General features: G+C 71.4%; 14 protein-coding genes and 1 pseudogene. 2 read left to right on the top strand and 13 right to left on the bottom strand.

Annotated features, from left to right (window positions below):
• Positions 1-237: 237 nt before the first annotated feature.
• From L942_RS16440 to L942_RS16430, 3 genes are all read right to left on the bottom strand, one after another.
• The gene (locus tag L942_RS16440; RefSeq protein ID WP_037361017.1) at positions 238-750 is read right to left on the bottom strand and encodes a hypothetical protein; all 513 of its coding nucleotides are present in this window, start codon (positions 748-750) and stop codon (positions 238-240) included.
• Between the two features lie 87 nt (positions 751-837).
• Entirely contained in the window at positions 838-1,533 is a 696-nt protein-coding gene (locus tag L942_RS16435; RefSeq protein ID WP_037361015.1) for a response regulator transcription factor, read from the bottom strand.
• The gene (locus L942_RS16430) at positions 1,530-2,756 is read right to left on the bottom strand and encodes a sensor histidine kinase (RefSeq protein WP_158684479.1); all 1,227 of its coding nucleotides are present in this window, start codon (positions 2,754-2,756) and stop codon (positions 1,530-1,532) included. The genes L942_RS16435 and L942_RS16430 overlap by 4 nt, the downstream gene beginning before the upstream one ends.
• 184 nt (positions 2,757-2,940) lie before the next feature.
• Between L942_RS16430 and L942_RS16425 the strand changes: the two genes are divergently transcribed.
• Together L942_RS16425 and L942_RS16420 are read left to right on the top strand one after the other, a co-directional pair.
• Entirely contained in the window at positions 2,941-4,548 is a 1,608-nt protein-coding gene (locus L942_RS16425) for a carboxylesterase/lipase family protein (RefSeq protein WP_037361118.1), read from the top strand.
• Positions 4,549-4,596: 48 nt separating this feature from the next.
• On the top strand, positions 4,597-5,298 hold the full coding sequence (locus L942_RS16420) for a hypothetical protein (protein WP_037361012.1): 702 nt from the start codon (positions 4,597-4,599) through the stop codon (positions 5,296-5,298).
• 98 nt (positions 5,299-5,396) lie between these two features.
• Here L942_RS16420 and L942_RS42970 read toward each other — a convergent pair.
• From L942_RS42970 to L942_RS16375, 10 genes and pseudogenes are all read right to left on the bottom strand, one after another.
• Positions 5,397-5,567 (bottom strand): annotated as a pseudogene (locus L942_RS42970) (amidohydrolase family protein); the annotation flags it as partial.
• Positions 5,568-5,725: 158 nt separating this feature from the next.
• On the bottom strand, positions 5,726-6,136 hold the full coding sequence (locus L942_RS16415) for a hypothetical protein (RefSeq protein ID WP_158684477.1): 411 nt from the start codon (positions 6,134-6,136) through the stop codon (positions 5,726-5,728).
• A 26-nt stretch (positions 6,137-6,162) separates the two neighbouring features.
• Positions 6,163-7,059, bottom strand: coding sequence for a carbohydrate ABC transporter permease (locus L942_RS16410; RefSeq protein ID WP_037361007.1), 897 nt, complete (start codon positions 7,057-7,059; stop codon positions 6,163-6,165).
• Positions 7,060-7,068: 9 nt separating this feature from the next.
• Complete coding sequence (locus L942_RS16405) at positions 7,069-8,025, bottom strand: carbohydrate ABC transporter permease (protein ID WP_037361003.1); 957 nt, start codon at positions 8,023-8,025, stop codon at positions 7,069-7,071.
• A gap of 5 nt (positions 8,026-8,030) precedes the next feature.
• A complete protein-coding gene (locus L942_RS16400) occupies positions 8,031-8,870 on the bottom strand; it encodes a metallophosphoesterase (protein WP_037361001.1) in 840 nt (279 codons plus the stop codon).
• 14 nt (positions 8,871-8,884) lie between these two features.
• Positions 8,885-9,631: a tyrosine-protein phosphatase gene (locus L942_RS16395; RefSeq protein ID WP_037360999.1), complete on the bottom strand. Its 747-nt coding sequence runs from the start codon at positions 9,629-9,631 to the stop codon at positions 8,885-8,887.
• Positions 9,628-10,995, bottom strand: coding sequence for an ABC transporter substrate-binding protein (locus L942_RS16390; RefSeq protein ID WP_037360997.1), 1,368 nt, complete (start codon positions 10,993-10,995; stop codon positions 9,628-9,630). The genes L942_RS16395 and L942_RS16390 overlap by 4 nt, the downstream gene beginning before the upstream one ends.
• A gap of 19 nt (positions 10,996-11,014) precedes the next feature.
• Positions 11,015-12,127 (bottom strand): ABC transporter ATP-binding protein, encoded by a 1,113-nt coding sequence (locus L942_RS16385; protein ID WP_037360995.1) that lies wholly within the window; start codon positions 12,125-12,127, stop codon positions 11,015-11,017.
• A gap of 152 nt (positions 12,128-12,279) precedes the next feature.
• Positions 12,280-13,140, bottom strand: coding sequence for a MurR/RpiR family transcriptional regulator (locus L942_RS16380; protein WP_037360993.1), 861 nt, complete (start codon positions 13,138-13,140; stop codon positions 12,280-12,282).
• A gap of 356 nt (positions 13,141-13,496) precedes the next feature.
• Positions 13,497-14,855, bottom strand: a complete 1,359-nt coding sequence (locus tag L942_RS16375) for an amidase family protein (RefSeq protein ID WP_037360990.1) — start codon at positions 14,853-14,855, stop codon at positions 13,497-13,499.
• Between the last annotated feature and the right edge of the window lie 15 nt (positions 14,856-14,870).

The raw sequence follows: 14,870 nt of genomic DNA, 5'->3' as shown, positions 1-14,870 counted from the left end.
CCAACCCACCGTCAGCCATGATCTCGATGCTGCGCCGGCACAACGCCTTCGCATCCTCGGCCGACATCCCCGCCGACCCGCTCGATGGATCCATGACCCTCGCTCCGATCCCCGGCTCCCGTCGCGAAACCCCCTGCGGCCCCGAGCCCGCCGCGGAACGGACCGGAGACCCAGCCAACACTCGCGGCGCGAACGTCCTTCGCGCTTCTGCGGTAGTCGGCGACCAACCCTCGGGCGTTACTGGCGGACCGGGCGGCGGGTGCGTCCGGGTTTGAGCACGCCGAGCGCGGTGGCGGCGAGGTAAAGCGCGCAGGCCACGGCGGGAGCGATGATCAGGGTCGGGCCCGGCGCATAGAGGTTGGCGAACAGCGGGTGCGGGTCGGCGCCCGCTGCGGTGGCAGCGACGGCCTGGGTGGCTCTGGGACGCAGTGCCAGCCAGGCCAGCGGGACCGCCGCTGCGCTGATCAGAAGTTTCGCGGTGGCCCAGTGGTCGCGCCGGAAACGCCACGGCCCGGTGCGCATCAGGAGCAGGCCGGTGGCGATCGAGGCCAGGCCCAGAGGCAGGAGCAGGGTGTTCAGCAGCAACTGCGCCGTGAGGTAGCTCGCGTGCCGGTCGGGCGGATGTGCGGCGGCGTGCACTCCGAGGGTGAGGAGCACGATGTCCAGCCCCAGCCAGCTCATGGAGGTAGCCAGATGCGCGATGAGGGCGATGCGCCGCGTCCTCCGGCGGGTTCGCGGGAGCGAAGTCATGCGGTCATGGTGCGAGGGCCGGGCGGATCGCCGCGTCGCCCGCGGGAAGCGTTGCCGGGTACTCCCGCGGGAGTACGCCCCGCCCGCTCAGCTCACGGTCCAGCCCGGGCGGACGAGGCCGGTCTCGTAGGCGAGCACGACCAGTCCCACGCGATCGCGCACGGCGAGTTTGAGCATGATGCGGGACACGTGGGTTTTCGCGGTCAGCGGGCTGACGACGAGCCGGGCGGCGATGTCGTCATTGGACAGTCCCAGCCCGACCAGCACCAGCACCTCGCGTTCCCGCTCGGTGAGCGCGGAAAGGCCAGCCGCCGCCGCAGGGGCTGGTTTGGCGCGCTGGGAATACTCGGCGATCAGGCGGCGGGTGACGCCGGGGGCGAGCAGCGCGTCTCCTGCCGCGGCGGCGCGGACGCCGCGCACGAGTTCGTCCGGTTCGCTGTTCTTGACCAGGAATCCGGCGGCCCCGATCCGCAGCGCCTCGAACACGTACTCGTCGAGGTCGAAGGTCGTCAGGATGACGACCCGCGTGCCCGACGAGTCCGGGCCGGCGGCGATCCGCTTGGCAGCGGCCAAGCCGTCGAGGCCGGGCATGCGAATGTCCATCAGGACCACGTCGGGGCGCAGACGGGTCGTCAGGGCGATCGCGGCTTCGCCGTCCCCGGCCTCGCCGACCACCGCGATGTCCGGCTGGGTTTCCAAGAGCACCCGGATTCCCGCGCGCAGCAGGGCTTGGTCGTCGGCGAGCACCACCCGGATCGGCGGGGTCGGCTGGCGCGCGGTCATGGCGTCGCGTCTTCGCGGATCGGCAAGGCGGCGGCGACCTGATAACCGCCGCCGGGCAGCGGCCCGGCGGCGAGGGTCCCGCCGAGCGCGGTGGCGCGCTCCCGCATGCCGGGCAGCCCCTTGCCGCTGCCGTCCGCCCGGTTTCCCGGGGATCCGGCACCGTCGTCGGTCACGGTCACCTCCAGCTGATCCGCCCGGAGCGCCAGATGCAGCTCGATGCGGGTGCCGGCACCCGCGTGGCGGATCGCGTTGGTGACTGCTTCCTGCACGATCCGGTACGCGGCCTGGTCGACCGGGGTGGGCAGGTCCGGCAGCGCGCCGGCGGTGTGCGCGTGGACGGCCAGTCCCGCCGCCCGTACCGCGTCGAGCAACTCGGCGAGGTCGCGGGTTCCCGAGATCCGTGGGCTGGGACGGTTCGGCGTCGGCGCGCGAAGGGTGTCGAGCACGCTGCGCAGCTCCCCCAGGGCCGCGTTGCCTGCGTCCTTGATCGCGATCAGGGCCTGTTCGGTGGCGAGCGGATCGCGGGGCAGGAGGGCGAGCCCGGCGTTGGCCTGCACCGTGATCAGCGCCAGCTGGTGGGCGAGCACGTCGTGCAGATCGCGCGCGATCCGCAGGCGTTCCTCCCCGGCACGGCGCAACGCCTGCTCCTGGTGGGCCTCTGTCTCGCTGGCCAGCTCCGCTGCCCGCGCGCGGCGGGCTTGGCGACGCACCCGGACGATTTCCGCGCCCGCGGCCAGCACCAGAAACCACGCGGCCAAGCCGGCCGAGGACAGCACGGTCGGCGCACTCCAGCCCGGGACCGGAACTCCGACGGCCACCAGATAGCCAGCGGCGAGCACCACGTAGGCGATCCACCGGCGGCCGATGACCACGGCGGCCACGAAGGTGACGATCAGCGGAAGGAACACCGGCGCTGCCGCCACCCCCAGCACGGTGTCGGCCAGATACATGCCGAACGCCGTCAGCAGGGCCGGCGTCGGCCCCACGCGCCACCAGGCGACGGTGGCCCCGGCGACCGCGGCCACGAGACACCCCGCTGTCCACGCCAGGCCGTGGTGGACGGCCAGCGCCGCCGCCGTGGCCACCGCGACCGTCATCACCACCGCCCCGAACAGCAGGTCACCGCGAGGCGGCAGGAGGCGTGTACCGGAGCGCAGCGCGCGTCGCCGCCCATTCCAGCCGGTGTCCGCACCCGGCACTCCCAGCCCACGGCGATGTCCCACCAGCTCATCCTCCACGGCGCGTTTCGCGAGGGCGTCGTCCCACAAGCGCATTCCCGCGTACGTCCGCAGGCGTACTGCTGATCGAACGCCAGCCGCGCCCGGGTTCGGTACACCAGGTGGAGTACGGATGGATACTTCCGTGACGCGACGCGGCGACCCCGGTCGACGACGCACCATGACCGGCATGATCGCTTCTCTGTGGCGGCACCGAGCCCTGAGGGTGGCCGCCGCCGTCTGCGTCGCGCTGGCCGGTTCCGGTTGCGCGGCAAGCGCTGCGGCCTCTCCGCCGCCAATGTCGGATCTGATCAAGGTCCGGGACGGCGTGCTCCGGGGCGTGCTCTCCGCCGGGCACCGCACGTTTTCCGGAATCCCGTTCGCCGCACCCCCGGTGGGCGACCGCAGATGGCGGGCTCCCGAACCGGTCACCCCTTGGCGAGGCGTACGAAACGCCACGAAGCCGGGAAACCGCTGTGCCCAGCTCGGCCAGGGTTCCTCAACCAGGCCAGCGACCATCGGCAGCGAGGACTGCCTGTATCTGAACGTCACAACGCCCGCGACTGACGAGCACGCGCATCTGCCGGTCATGGTCTGGATCCCCGGCGGTGGGTTCGTCAGCGGCGCCGGCAGCGACTACGACCCGACGAGACTGGCAGTCGCCGGCCACGTCGTGGTGGTCACGATCAATTACCGGTTGGGCGCGCTGGGATTCCTCCACGACCGCGCCCTCGGCGACGATGCCTGGACCGGCAACTACGGGCTGGCCGACCAGCAAGCCGCGCTCCGCTGGGTCCGCGACAACATCGGCGCGTTCGGCGGCGACGCGCACAACATCACGGCGTTCGGCCAGTCCGCCGGCGCGTTCAGCGTGTGCGCCCAACTAGCCTCGCCACGAGCTCGCGGCCTGTTCGACAAGGCGATCGTGCAGAGCGGACCTTGCGGCAACTCCTTCGTGTCCGAAGCGGACGCGCAGGACCGAGGTGCCCGCGTCGCAGCCCGCCTCGGCTGTGCCGTCGCCGCCGATGTCGGCGCGTGCCTGCGCGCGAAACCCGCCGACGACCTCGTCGGGCTGGACGACGACCAGGCCTTCAGCTCCACCGGCCGACTGCGCGACATGCCGTGGACGCCGGTGGCGGGCACCCCCGCTCTGCCGGTGCAGCCACTCGACGCGCTGCGCAGCGCCACGGCTCGCGGCATCCCCCTCATCCAGGGCACCACCCGCGACGAAATGCGTCCCTTCGTCGCGCTCGACAACGACGCTCGCGGGCAACCCGTGACGCTGGCACGCTACCCGGCGATCCTGCGGCAGGTCTTCGGTGCCGACGCCGACCGGGCGCTCGCCGAGTATCCAGCCGGCCGCTACCCGACACCAGGCCTCGCGCTGGCGACCGTGCTCACCGACTGGGGAGCCAAACTCGGTTCCTGCGCAGCACCGCCCGCCGACACCGCCGCCGCCCGGCACGCCCCGGTCTACGCCTACGAATTCGCGCAGGACGACGGTCAGCGCATCGGGACCTTCCCGATGGGCGCCGCGCACGGAGCGGAACTGCCCTACCTGTTCGACGGCACCTTCGCCGGCCCCCGCCAGGCACCGCCCAGCCCCGCCCTGTCCCAGACGATGATCAGCTACTGGACCTCATTCGCCAGAACCGGAAATCCGAACAGCGACGCAGCCCCGACATGGCCGCGATACCGCCCGGGGATGCCCATGCCGTCCCTGTCCACGGACGGCGCGCGGCAGGTCGACTTCGCGATGCAGCATCACTGTTCGTTCTGGCAGACCGTCAGCCGCTGACAGGCGAACCCGCACTCTTTCCATTACTCCCCAAGGAGAACTGCTTCCATGCCCACCACAAGCGATGCCCAGACCCGCCCTCGGATCGGCGCGCTGGCCGGAGCCTGCTACGTGTTGTTCTTCCTCGCCTCGCTCGTCCTGCCGAACGTCCTCGGACAAAACGGCGGCGCTTCCTTGGTGACGCCCTACTCCACGAACGCGGACCTGGCCCGTTATCTGGCCATCGCCGGTCACGGCACCGTTCCGGTCGCGGCTTTCTGCCAAGCGATCAGTGCCCTGGCGCTGCTGGTCTTCGCCGGCTGCGCCGCCGACTACGTGCACCGGATCGGGCACGCCGCCTCGGCCACGCTGACCCGCACATCCGGCACTGTCGCCGCCGCGTTCCTGCTCCTGTCCGCCAGCGTTCAATGGATTCTCTCGCTTCCCAACACCGGCGACGCCCCGTCCGTCTACCGCGCCGTCCTGGACCTGAGCTTCATCACCGGCGCGGCCGCCCAGGTCACCACCACGGGAATCCTCATCGGCGCCATCGCAGCCGCCACCCGCACGGCCGGCCGCCTCCCCTCGTGGCTCAACTGGCTCGGCCTCACGGCAGCCGCCCTGTCGGTGCTGTCCGTGCTTTCCCTGCTGTTCAAGGACGCCACCCCGCTTCTGCCGCTCGGCCGCTACTTGGGGATGGCCTGGTTCCTCGCACTGGCCGTGCTGCTGCCACGCCGCTCGGCCTCGCGTGCCGCGATACGCGCGCACTGACATGAGCCTCCACGCTGAATCGCGCCGCTCGTCGCCGCGCTCGGATCAGCTCCGCCCTTTCAGTTTCGCGAAGCGGCGCCGCGATCCGGAACCCCGAACTACTCCAGCGAGTCCTGCTTCACCTCGCCGTCCTGCACGATCAAGGAAACCGCCCGCCGATCGCCGAGAATCTCGATGTCCGTGAGCGGATCCCCTTCGCGCACCACGAAATCCGCGATCTTCCCGGCGGAGATGCTGCCCAGACGGTCCGACACGCCCAGCAACCCGGCGGCGTTGACCGTGCCGGGTGTGCGAGCTCCCGCCGGTCGCGCACACCTTGATCACGTCCGCGCCTTCGGCCATCGGCCGGCGCGTCGCGGCCCGCACCTCGTCTGGTGAGTTCCCTGCGGACCTCCAGCGGTGGCCTGCATCGGGCCAGCCACGCGAATCACCCGCCCGGCGAATCTGGAAGGTCGGGGTCCAGCTCAAGCTCCCGCGCAGCCCGTTGCTGATCGTCGAGCAACCGCTGCTTGCGGGGCCGCAGGGCGGAATTCCGGCCCAGCGGGCGCCACCAGCTCCTCGTCGCCACCGCTCGAGCCTCCAGCTGGGCCGCAAGACTGGCGGCCACCCGGGTGTCTCCGGCCTGACGGGCCGCAGCCAGCACGACGTGTTCCGGCGAGACGTACGGGTGCCGCCGGAGCGCTGCCTCGTGCGCGGCGGCGGCCATGAGTTGCTCCAGGGTCGCCGCGCGCGGGTACCGCGATGCCAGAGATGGATGCGAGAGACGGCAGAGCAGTTCAGCGGGCGTCGATACCCCGCGAAGCGCCGCTCTGAGCGGCCGAGTCATGCCGAACGGCATGATTGAACTGTACGTCCGCGCCCGCGTCAGCGAAGTCCGGACCGCACGAACGCGTCCATCACCTGCCGTTGCAGGAACAGGTACAGCGCGAAGATCGGCAGGCACGCGATGCCGGACGCGGCCATCACCGCGCCCCAGTTGTCGCCTTCGGCCGACAGGAAGCCGCGGACGCCGATCTGCACCACGGAGTCCGTGCGCTGCAGCACCAGCGCGGGCCAGAAGTAGTCGTTCCACGCCGAGATGAACAGCAGGATCGTCAGCGAGGCCAGCGCCGGGCGCAGGTTGGGGACCACGACCGTCCACAGCGTGAGCCACGACGAGCGTCCGTCCATCCGGGACGCGTCGAGCAGTTCCGTAGGAAAGGCTTGCAAGTGCTGGCGCAAAAGCATGATCGCCATCGTCGAGCACACGGTGGGCACGACCACGCCGGCCAACGCGTTGAGCAGGCCGAGTTGCGACAGATAGACATAGTTCGGAATCATCGTGACCTGGAAGGGAACCAGCCAGGCCCCGACGAACAGCAGGTACAGCAGCTTGCGGCCGGGGAAGGTCCAGGCGACGAACGCGTACGCGGCGAGCAGCGCGACCAGCAGTTGCAGCACGCTCGTCGAGGCCGCTACCAGGAACGTGTTCAGCAGCATCTTCGCTATCGGGATGGCCTTCAGGACGTACTCGTAGTTCGCCCCGGAGAGCGGCCACGGCAGCGGCGACACGTCGAGCACGTCGCCCGGGCGGCGCAGCGACGTCGCGTACATCCAGTAGATCGGGAACACCGCGAACACTGCCAACGCGACGAGCACCAGGTGTCCGGGCAGCGCCCGGCGGCGGGAGGCCTCCCCGACCGGCAGGTCGCCCGGATCGCGCGTCGCCGGTTCCAGCGGCGGTTCGGCGGCCGGGGCGGGGTCGAGCACAGCGAGCGGCATGGGTCTTCCTCAGTTGTCGTAGAAGCTGAGCTTGTCGGACAGCCACACGAAAAGCAGGGCGAGCAGTCCGAATCCGGCGAAGAACACGGTCCCGGCCGCGCCGGCGAACCCGGCGTCGAAATTGCGGAAACCGTATTGCCACAGCAGGTAGTAGACATTCGTGGTGGCCCCGTCCGGGCCGCCCTGGGTAAGCAGGTCGATCAGCGGGAACGTGATCTGGACCGAGAGCAGCGTCGTGGTGAGGACCAGGAACAGCACCGTCGGCGACAGCAACGGCAGGGTGATCCACCGGGTGATCTGCCAGCGCGAAGCGCCGTCGAGCGAGGCGGCGGCCGGGTAGTCGGAGCTGATCCCCGTCAGCCCGGCCGAAATGACCAGTGTCGCGAAGCCGAGCAGGCTCCAGCCGGCGACCACGATGATCGCGATGATCGCCGCGTGCGGATCGCGCAGGAAGTTCACCGGCTCGACGCCGAACAGCCCGAGTGCCCGGTTCACCGGTCCGCTCTGCGGATCGAACAGCCACCGCCACACCACCGCGCTGGCGACCGGCGTGACGAGGGTGGGCAAGAAGATCAGTGCCTGGTACACCGTCTTCGCGCGGCCGCGGACACGCCGGGTCAGCAGCGCCGCGACGATCGGAATCACCACGGTGAACGGCAGCAGGGCGACGATGTAGACCAGTGTGTTCCCCACGGCCTGGCCCAATTCCGGCAGGGACAGGACCCGGGCGTAGTTGCCGGTGCCCGCCGGGACCATCGGCGAGGTCGGGAGGAGATTCCAGTTGTAGAAGGAAAGCTGGAAGGTCTGCGCCAGCGGGCGGTAGGTCCACAGGAAGAGGAACACCAGCGCCGGTGCCAGGTACGCGAGCGGGACGAGCCAGCCGCGCAGGCGCCGCGCCGCCGAGGGCCGCGGGGTGCGGCCTTCGGCGGCGGGCGCCGGCGCGGGGGCCGGGGCGAGGACGAGCACGGCGGTCAGTGCGTGTACTCGGCGGCCATGGCCAGCATCTCGCTGATCGCGACGTCGTAGACGACGTCGGGCGCGCCGACCGGGACCGAGGTGGCGGTGGCCGTGCCCGGGTAGACGTCCACCCGGGTGCAGGCCGCGCCGGCGATGCCGCGCAACCGTTCCGGACCGGCGAAGACGTCCTGGGTGTAGGCGATGGCCCCGCTGATCCAGACCGGGATCCCGGCGAGCACGCCCGCCGCGGCGTGGTGGGCGTGCCCGCTCAGCACGATCCGCACGTCGGTGCCGCGGATGACCTCGCCGAGCTCCTCGGTCTGGCGGAAGCCGAGTTCGTCCATGATCGGCAGCGGCGACGGCATCGGCGGGTGGTGCAGCGCGAGCACGGTGCCGGCCGGCGCGGGCGTGGCCAGTTCGTCGCGCAGCCAGGCCAGCTGTTCGGCGGAGAATTCGCCGTGGTGGTGCCCGGGCACGGTGCTGTCCATGACGATCAAGCGCAGTCCGTCGATGACGGTGCTGTGGTCGTAGGGCGCGACGTCCGGCTCTTCGCCGAGCAGTCCGGTGCGGAACGCGGCGCGCTCGTCGTGGTTGCCCATCATGTACAGCACCGGAATCCCGGTCCGAGCGGTGAATTCGTCGACGATTCCGCGCAGCCGGCGGTAGGCCGCCAGGTCGGCGGTGTCGGCCAGGTCGCCGGTCAGCACGACCGCCGCGGCCCCGCCGAGCGCCTCGACGCCGGCCAGCGCGGCGTTCAGGTTCGCGGTGGTGTCGACCTTGTCGTGCAGCAGTTTGCCCTCGGCGACGATGTGGGTGTCGCTGATCTGGACGACGGTGTGGGTGGGAGCGGACATGGTTTTCCTTCCGGTCACGGGGTTTCGACCAGCGCGGTGCGCAGCGCGGTCAGTTCTTCGGTGGTCGCGCCGTGCGCGCGCAGGAAGTTCTCGACGCTGCCGTGCGCGGCGGTGATCCGCTCCAGCGTGCGCAGGATGAGTTCCGGCGGGCAGGCGATCGCGTTGTCGTGCAGTCCTTGCGGGAGGCCGAGCTCCGCCAGCCGGGCCCGCACCTCGGCGACGAACGCGGGGCCGAGATAGTCGGCGGTGAGCGCGTAGTCCGCGGCGATGAGCTCCCGGTCCACCCCGGCGACCGACAGCACGAGGGCCACCACGACGCCGGTGCGGTCCTTGCCCGCGGTGCAGTGCACCAGCGCGGGCAATGCGCCCGGCCGGGCCAGCTCGCGGACCGCGCCGGTCAGCTGGGCGCCGAAGTCGTCCACCATCCGCTCGTAGACGGCCTCCAGGTCGAGCTGGGCTCCGGTTTCGAGCCGTCCGTCGAACACCGGTCGCCGCAGCACCTCCGGCAGCGGGCCGGCGAACGGATCGGGGGCGTGGTCGCTCTCCTGCGGCTCCCGCAGGTCGAGCACGGTCCGCAGGCCGCGGGCGGCCAGTTCGGCCACTCCGGATTCGTCCATCTTGGACAGGGCGTCCGACCGGTACAGCAGCTGCCAGCGGACCGTTCCGCCGTCGCGGGTCCGGTATCCGCCGACGTCGCGGAAGTTCCGGGTGCCCGGCAGTGCGAGGCGCCGCGCCGGCGGGGCGCTGTCTACTGTGGTCATTTCGGCATCAGCTCCTGTGCTCGTTGCTGGGCCGCGGTCAGCGTGGCCCGCACGTCCGCGCCGCGGTACACGGCGTTCTCCACCGCCTGCATCATCAGGTCCCGCATCTGCACGTAGTTGTCGCCGGGCAGGGAGACCCACGGTTCGAGCCGGTTCAGCTGGGCCAGGTTCGGCTTGATCAGCGGGTGCTGGTCGGCCCACGGCTTCAGCCCGGCCGGGTCGTTCACCAGCCCGGTGCGCAGCGGCAGGTAGCCGATCTTCGACGAGATCTGGGTGTAGGCCTCGTCGCTGGTCAGGAACGTGACGAGGTCCCAGGCGGCGCGCTGCTTGGCCGGGTCGGAGGAGAAGACGAACAGCCCGGAGCCGGAGTTGGTCGGCACGGCCGGGCGGGAGCCGAACGATGGCTCCGGCGCCGCGCGCAGCTCCCACTTACCGGCCGACTGTCCCTGCAGCGTGCCTTGCAAGGCGCTCGATTCCACGAACATGCCGAGCTGGCCGCGGCCCATCGCCTCGGTCGCCTGGGCCTGCGTGAGATCCGGCGTGGCCCCGGATTTCACCATGTCCTGGGCCATTGTGACCGCGTCCGCGGCCGGCCCGTCCGCGAAGGTCAGCGTCTTGCGGTCCGGCGAGAGCACCCGTCCCCCGGCGGAGCGGATCACCGATTGCAGGCACCAGTCGCCGGAGACCTTGGTGAAGCAGTCGACGTACGCGCCGCCCGCGCCGGTGGCCTTCTTGATCGCCAGCGCGGCCTGCTGGACCTCCGCCCACGTCGACGGCGGCTTGTCCGGGTCGAGCCCCGCCTTGCGGAAGAGGTCGGCGTTGTAGAACAGCACCGGGGTGGAGAAAACGTAAGGCAGGCCGTAGGTTTTCCCGTTCATCGCCGCGAGTCCGCGCGCCCGCTCGTGGATCGGGTGCGTGCCGCCGAGCGCGTTCTTCACCGCGGCGGCGCCGACGAGGTCTTCCAGCGCTTTCGGCCTGAGCTTCGTGACCGCGTAGTCCAGGTCCCCGAAGGTCAGCTGCGCCACGTCCGGCGCCTTGCCGACCATCAGCTGGCTCTGCACGCTGGACACGGTGTTGGAGCCCGCCGCGCCGGCGCCCTGCGGCGGCTGGCCGTGCACGGTGATGTTGGGATACTTGCGCTGGAACCGCGCCAGCAGGTCGTTGACGGTGTTCGTCCACGTTCCCGCGGTGGACAGGTTGTAGCTCTCGAAGGTGATGTCGACGTGCTGGTTCGGGGCCAGTTCCGGAACCGGGGCGCTGGCGCCGGAGTCGGCAGCGGTCGCGCCGATCCCGCCGCAGGCGGCCGACAGCAGAGCCGCGGCGGCGAGCACGAGGGCCGCACCGGGGCGGCGTAGTGATCTCACGGAGTTCTCCTCGGATTCTTCAGGCGGCGGCCAGCACGGATTCCGGCCGCCAGACGAGCCGGCGTCCGCTCGGCGCGTCGAACAGATGGATGCGGTCGGCGGAGGCGGTCAGCGCGACCGGCTCGCCGGGGACGATCCCGAGCGGGCGCGGGCCGCGCACGGCCACCGACGCGCCGCCGACAGTGCAGAGGGCGACCTCTTCGCTGCCCAGGTTTTCCACCGCGGCAACGGTTCCGCGCAACAACGGACGGGCGCCCGGCTCCTCGGTGAGCGGGGCGAAGGAGAGATGCTCGGGGCGGATGCCCAGCACCACCTCTTGTTCCGGCGTGCTTCCGGTCCACAGTGGAACGTCGACCTGCGCGGCGAGCACCCGCACCCGGGCGTCCACCGTGCGCGCGGTGGCGGGCAGCAGGTTCATCGGCGGGGAGCCGAGGAACCCGGCGACGAACACCGACGCCGGTTCGTCGTAGACCTCGGCCGGGGTGCCGACCTGCTCCAGCCGCCCGCCGTCGAGCAACGCGATCCGCGTCGCCATGGTCATCGCCTCGACCTGGTCGTGGGTCACGTACACGAACGTGGAGCCGAGCCTGCGGTGCAATGCGGCCAGCTCGGAGCGGGTCGCGGTCCGCAGTTTCGCGTCCAGATTGGACAGTGGCTCGTCCATCAGGAACGCGGCCGGCTCCCGCACGAGCGCGCGGCCGAGCGCGACCCGCTGCCGCTGCCCGCCGGAAAGTTCCTTGGGGCGGCGGCGAAGCAGCGGCTCGAGGTCGAGCTGAGCGGCCACTTCGGACACTCGCTCGCGGATTTCCGCGCGCGGCCGGCGGCGCACCCGGAGCGGGAAGCCGATGTTGCCGGCGACCGTCAGGTGCGGATAGAGGGCGTAGCTCTGGAAGACCATCGCCAGGTCGCGGCGCTTGGGCGGCAACTGGGTGACGTCCCGGCCGTCGACGAGGATCCGGCCCGCGGTGGGCGGGAGCAGCCCGGCGATCATCCGCAGCAGCGTGGTCTTGCCGCATCCGCTGGGACCCAGCAGCGCGACGAAATCGCCGTCGGCGATCTCCAGGCGCACCCGGTCCACCGCGGTGACCGAGCCGAACCGGCGGGTGAGGCCTTCGAGGTGTATCTGTCCCACGGCGTTCCTCCCATGAATCCGCGTTCCAGAGTTTTCTTCATTTCTGGTACGCGCTTACACGGGCAGTGTCGGCGACACACGTGAACAGCGGGTGGCGAAGGATCGAGCTTTCCGCGACGACCGGGCCAGGACTGGCCCGGTCCGGGTGAACGTCAGCTACGCCGCGTGTCCGGCGTGACGACGCGCCACACTTCGTCGAGCACTTCCGACGAACGGTCCGGCCTGCGGAAACCGGCGGCCAGCTGCAGCGAAACGAGCAGCGCGAGCTGCGCCATCGGGCCGGCCAGCACGTCGTTGCCCTGGAACGGCGCGGTGCCGGTGATGAGCGTGAGGTCGGCCACCGCGGTCAGCGGCGAATGCGCGAACGACGTCACCCCGACGACGGTCGCGCCCGCTTTGGCCGCCGCTTCCGCCGCGCGCAGGGTCAGTTCGTTGGAGCCGCTGGAACTGATCGCGACGCAGACGTCCTCGGGCGCGAGCAGCCGGCACACGATCTGCTGGGTGATCGCCTCGGTCGGCGCTTCGGCGAGAAAACCGGTGCCGACATACCGGAACGCCGCCGCCTGAGCCACGAACCCGGACGCGCCGTTGGCGACGAACACCAGCCGCCGCGCGGTCGTCATCACGTCGGCGGCCTTGCGCAGCTCCGCCGGGTCGACCGCGCCCATCCCGCCCGCCAGCACGCTGCTGGCCGTGGCGAACACCGCAGCCGCGATCGTCTCGGCCGAGTCCTCCGGCCCGAACTCGGGACTCGCCGGCTCGGCCGCGGTGCCCACGTCCCGCGCGAGCAGCAAGCGCAGCTGCTGGAAGCCGCGGAACCCCAGATGCTGGCACGCCCGCACCGCGGTAGCGGACGACGTGTTCGCGGCGGCGGCGAGATCCGCGACCGACCAGTCGACCACCTCGGCCGGCCGCGCCAGCACCACCTCGGCGACGCGCTGCTCGCTGGGCAGCAAAGCGGGCAACGCCGCTCGGATGACGGCGAGGGTGCTGCCCGCGGGCCGTTCGCTCATGGCTCATACATACCATCGCCGCCCACTTGCCTGCCGGGCCCGACCTCGGGTGCGGCGACCGGCACCGTTGGCGGGTTACGGCTTCCTGTCCGTTCTGGCCGACGGGGAAGACGCTCAGCACGGACGTGCTGCGCCACGCCGACGCCGGGCGGCAACGGAGCCTGACTTGGGCACCGCCCCGCCGCCGCTACCGCGGCGGCCCGGCTCATCCGGCCAGCTCGGCGAAGGCGAGCGCGGTGTCGTCCTCGTGCCGCGGGCCGAGCATCTGCACGGACGTTCTGGGCCACGCCGACGTCGCGCGGCGACGAACCCTGACTTGGGCAACCGCCCCGCCGACCGCTGCTCGGCCGCCTGGCTCATCCCGCCACGGGCGGCGGCGTGAACCCGCCGATGACCTCCGCGGCCAGTTCGGCGAAGGTGATCGCGGTGTCGTCCTCGTGCCGCGGGCCGAGGACCTGCACGCCGACCGGCAGCCCGCCCGGTGTGCGGCCGGCCGGGGCGCTGAGCGCGGGCAGACCGGCCAGGGAGGCGTGCGCGATCCAAAACCCCAGCTCGGGATAGGGCCGCTCGTCGTCCGGACCGAGGTGGCGGAAAGCCGTGGTGCAGACGGCCGGGCACAGCAGGACGTCGACCTCGGAGAAATACCGGTCCCACGCGGCACGGGCCGCCATCCGCCGGTCGTGCTGCTCCACCACCGCCGGCAGGCCGGCGAAATCGGGGTCGCCGCCGTGGAAGGCGAAGAACTGCCGCACCTGGAACCCGAACGACTCGGCCTGACCGATCGGGTCGACGCCCTCCGGCCAGCCCTCCACGATCGTCGCGCCGGCCGCGGCCAGCGAATCTACGGCGTCCGACAGCACGGCGCCGACATCGGAGCTGACCGCGGCAGCCGGATGATCGAGCACGACCCCGACCCGGAAATCAGCCAACCGAGCATGCCGCGCGGGCGCCAGACGCCAGCGGTAGGCCTTGGCCTCCGCGCCGCTGGGCCCGGCGGTGGCTCGCAGGGCGGTGCGCAGATCCGCAGCCGAACGCGCCAGCGGCCCGACCGCGGACAGGTACGCCATCTCCGTCGGCCCGGCGGGCGGGCCCGGCGGCTGGAACCCGTCCAGCGGGACCGTGCCGGCAGTGGGTTTCAGCCCGTACACCCCGCAGAAGCTGGCCGGGATCCGGATCGAGCCGGTCAGGTCGGAGCCGTACTCCACAAAGGACATTCCGGCGGCCACCGCCGCGGCTCCTCCCCCGGTCGAACCGCCGGGCGAGCGCGTGCGGTCCCACGGGTTGACGGTCCTGCCGTACAACGGATTGACGCACTCCACGACGTCAGCGAGCATCTGCGCGACGTTGGTCGTGCCGAACAGCACCGCCCCGGCCGAACGCAGCCGCGACACCGCCACCGCGTCGCGATCGGCCACGTGCTCGGCGAAAGCCGGATCGCCCCAGGTGGAGCGCATCCCGGCGACGCGAATGGCCTCCTTGACAGTCATCGGCACCCCGAGCAGCGGGCCCGCCTGCTCGCCTCGGGCCAGCACTCGGTCAGCGTCGTCCGCAGCACGCAATGCGCTCTCCCGGCCCAGCTCCACCACCGCGTTCAAACCAGGATTGACCGCGTCGACCCGTTCGAGCACCCGTTTCACCAGCTCCCGCGCGGACAATCGGCCAGCACGGAGCTCCCCCGCGACTCCGGTCGCGGACTGCAGCAATATGTCGGTCATGCCCCCGGTCTACCG

The organism is Amycolatopsis orientalis DSM 43388 (assembly GCF_000411975.1).
Taxonomy (GTDB): domain Bacteria; phylum Actinomycetota; class Actinomycetes; order Mycobacteriales; family Pseudonocardiaceae; genus Amycolatopsis; species Amycolatopsis orientalis_D.
Note: the sequence above shows the minus strand (reverse complement) of the source record. Positions and strands in the feature narration are given on the sequence as shown.

Coding starts and splice junctions, on each gene's coding strand:
- L942_RS16440 (WP_037361017.1), bottom strand. CDS start 750: ATGACTTCGCTCCCGCGAACCCGCCGGAGGACGCGGCGCATCGCCCTC.
- L942_RS16400 (WP_037361001.1), bottom strand. CDS start 8,870: ATGTCCGCTCCCACCCACACCGTCGTCCAGATCAGCGACACCCACATC.
- L942_RS16415 (WP_158684477.1), bottom strand. CDS start 6,136: ATGCCGTTCGGCATGACTCGGCCGCTCAGAGCGGCGCTTCGCGGGGTA.
- L942_RS16410 (WP_037361007.1), bottom strand. CDS start 7,059: ATGCCGCTCGCTGTGCTCGACCCCGCCCCGGCCGCCGAACCGCCGCTG.
- L942_RS16420 (WP_037361012.1), top strand. CDS start 4,597: ATGCCCACCACAAGCGATGCCCAGACCCGCCCTCGGATCGGCGCGCTG.
- L942_RS16395 (WP_037360999.1), bottom strand. CDS start 9,631: ATGACCACAGTAGACAGCGCCCCGCCGGCGCGGCGCCTCGCACTGCCG.
- L942_RS16435 (WP_037361015.1), bottom strand. CDS start 1,533: ATGACCGCGCGCCAGCCGACCCCGCCGATCCGGGTGGTGCTCGCCGAC.
- L942_RS16425 (WP_037361118.1), top strand. CDS start 2,941: ATGATCGCTTCTCTGTGGCGGCACCGAGCCCTGAGGGTGGCCGCCGCC.
- L942_RS16375 (WP_037360990.1), bottom strand. CDS start 14,855: ATGACCGACATATTGCTGCAGTCCGCGACCGGAGTCGCGGGGGAGCTC.
- L942_RS16380 (WP_037360993.1), bottom strand. CDS start 13,140: ATGAGCGAACGGCCCGCGGGCAGCACCCTCGCCGTCATCCGAGCGGCG.